This window comes from uncultured Bacteroides sp. (assembly GCF_902491285.1).
In the GTDB taxonomy this organism is placed as follows: domain Bacteria; phylum Bacteroidota; class Bacteroidia; order Bacteroidales; family Bacteroidaceae; genus Bacteroides.
Genome location: NZ_CABUHK010000170.1, coordinates 1 through 2,852, shown reverse-complemented (window position 1 = coordinate 2,852; position 2,852 = coordinate 1). Strand labels below are relative to the sequence as shown.

The following is a 2,852-nucleotide window of genomic DNA, read 5'->3' as shown; positions in this document are numbered from 1 at the left end:
GCGATGCGCGAAATCGCCAGCAGGCGTTTACCCTCTTTGATACGTTCCACAGGCTGTTCCGTAAGTGTCCGGTCGCAAAGTTCCATGATCCGCCGATGAACAGCGGCCAACGGGGGATACTCCGCAATGGCTTTCCTGATGGCTTCTTCTCCTCCTGCCGGTAATAACAACCGGGGATGAGGTGCTATCTTGCCATAATCAAACTGTTGCGCAACTACACCTGTGCAACCGGATACAAAAATGAGTAATAGTAAAAGTATTTTCTTCATCCTTATTCAAATCTTTATGATTAATACGCCCAACCGCTTCGTTTAGTCAGGTTCGGGTTCTTTTGCGTTTCAACAATAGGAGCAGTCCACGGCCACATATAATCGGCATAATACCAGTTATACTCTACCATATCGCCCCACCAGGACTTGCCGCCATTCACGTCTTTCCCCTGGAATTTGGTTTCTTTATAGGTTCCCCAACGTACTTCATCAAAGAAGTTGATTCCTTCGAGGCAGAATTCCACACGACGTTCATAGCGTATCCTTTCAAGCATGTCTTCTTTTCCGTTCACTGCACACGGGCCGCTTCCACCCTCTGTCAGTACAGGCATATGGGCACGGGTACGTACTTTATTCACCAGACGGATGGCTTCTCCTATCTGATCGGTCTGCGCCAATGCTTCGGCATACTGCAACAGTACATCGGTATAGCGAATCAACGGCCAGTCGGTATGGCAACGGCTCCGGCTAATCAAACGGCCTTTCTCAAACTCATTGTACTTGCGATAGCAGTAGAAAGCAGAAGTACGTTTATCGAGCCAGAAGTCTCCGCCATTCGTGCCCTGTTCCTTCAACGGCCAACGGAGTTGTTTACCGATCTGGTTGGCATCTCCTGCATAATTAGGCTTGTAGCAGTCCACCGGCACATAAGGAGTGACGACGGTCTGTTGCAGACGCGGGTCACGACTGTCATACGCCTTTTTGATACGGGCTTCATTGCCGCTGTTCAGGTAATATTTCTGATAAATATCTTCACCTACCCGTTTGATAAGCGCATTCTTCTGTGAGGACATGGATTCCAGCCCGTCACGGCAGAAGAAGACTTCACGCTGTTTCGGAGTCAGCAAGTCCCAGTCTTGCAGGCCGTCTACTTCCGACCATTTGAAGTCCGATCCGTCCGCGTTCTTATAGTAGTCCACAAAGTCTGCGGAAGGTTTTATTTCCGTCCAGCCATCATACGTATCGCGAGCACCGGTCATTTGCTGAATGTTATCACAATAACCGGTTTCTTCGCTGAACTGGAGCGAGAAGATCATTTCTTTATCTTTTTCGTTTTCATATTTGAAGAAGTCGGCATATTCGCCTGTCCACAAGCCGTAGCCACAGGTTTCCACTTCTTTGAAATCGTTGCCTGCTTCCTTGTATTGCTTCTTCCACATATATACCATACCACGCAGGGCATAAGCGGCTCCTTTAGAAGGACGGCCGTAGTTTTCATTCAAGGTGTTATTAGGAAAGTCGGGATTATTGATGCAATACGTCAAATCATCCAGAATCACTTGCCATACTTCATCCGCAGATGACTGTGCACGAGTACAGTCTTCGTTATTGATAGGCTCCAGATAAACAGGGACACCCTGATAGAGCATATTCAGACGATTGTATGCCCAGGCACGAAGAAAACGGGCCTCGCATTGATAACGCGCCAGTTTATTAGCGCCCATATCCGCTTTATGCAGATTGGCAATCGCATCATTACACGCATGGATAATGGTGTAACAGAACTTCCATTCATACCACACCTGAAAGTCATTGGCAGGTTTGGTAGCCAGCGAAAGCAGTTCCACCGGATAGTTATTGGAATAATAATCGGTCGCGAAACTCATGGCTTCGATTCCCTGACGGTTCAGTCCGTCGGCGCGGCGAAGCTGGGTGGAGGAGAGTTGGGTGGCATAGAACGGATAGTAGAGTCCTGCCATTCCCTTGTCGGCAAGCTCCTCCGTAGTCCACATATTTTCACTTGCGATCTGGTCTTCCGGCGCCACATCGAGAATATCCATGCAGGAGGTAGCAGCCAGCGCCATCGTTAAAATCATTAATATCTTTTTCATATCAGATTCTGTTTTTAGTTCTACATCATTAAAAGGTAATCTGTCCGCCAAAAGAGATCTGGCGCATCAACGGATAACCGATGGCAGTTCCTATCTCCGGATCGAGTCCCGGATAGCTGGTAATCGTCAGGATATTGTCCATCGACACGAAAGCACGGAGCCTGCTAACAAAGAACTTGCTGGAAATCCGTTGCGGCAACGTATAGCCGATCTGGATATTCTTCAACTTGAAGTAGTCGCCCTTATATTCGTTCCAGTCGCTCTGGATTCTGTTGTTATAGGTAGTACCGTATGTCAGACGGGGATATTTGCCCGACTGGTTGGTGCGCGGATCGTCCGGATTGGAAGGATCGAAGAAGTAATGGTTATCGGCGATATGCTCGATAATGCCATATCCGTGGCTGACCAGTGTCGAGTTGTAGTAATCCGTATTCCAGTTGAGGTAATGCCCGAAAGCTCCCGACCATAACATGGAGAAATCAATGTTCTTGTAAGAGAAAGCACAGTTGAAGCCCAGGTTGAATTTCGGGACACTGGTGTGTCCGGAGAAATCCCGGTCGTTGGTATCACCGTAGTTCATATCACCGTTGCTGTCGGCATAGAGAATGTCACCATACCAAAGCTGGTCTTTGGCAACCGTCTTCATTCCTCCGAACGAATAACCGGAGTCAATCATGGCCTGCACCCATACCATATCTTCTTTCGTACGTATCATTCCGTCCTTCGGTCCCGCATGGATATCCACCGCACC

1 protein-coding gene and 2 pseudogenes are annotated in these 2,852 nt (G+C 48.2%); all 3 read right to left on the bottom strand.

Annotation, left to right across the window (positions count from 1 at the left end; all coding sequences use genetic code 11):
• A pseudogene (locus RDN93_RS21890) lies at nt 1–269 on the bottom strand (heparinase); the annotation flags it as partial.
• Between the two features lie 20 nt (nt 270–289).
• Nucleotides 290–2,101, bottom strand: a complete 1,812-nt coding sequence (locus RDN93_RS21885; protein WP_308747418.1) for a RagB/SusD family nutrient uptake outer membrane protein — start codon at nt 2,099–2,101, stop codon at nt 290–292.
• Nucleotides 2,102–2,129: 28 nt separating this feature from the next.
• Nucleotides 2,130–2,852, bottom strand: a pseudogene (locus tag RDN93_RS21880) (SusC/RagA family protein); the annotation flags it as partial.

What these genes read in the sequence shown, in the direction of transcription:
- RDN93_RS21885 (WP_308747418.1), bottom strand. Translation starts at nt 2,101, where the DNA reads ATGAAAAAGATATTAATGATTTTAACGATGGCGCTGGCTGCTACCTCC.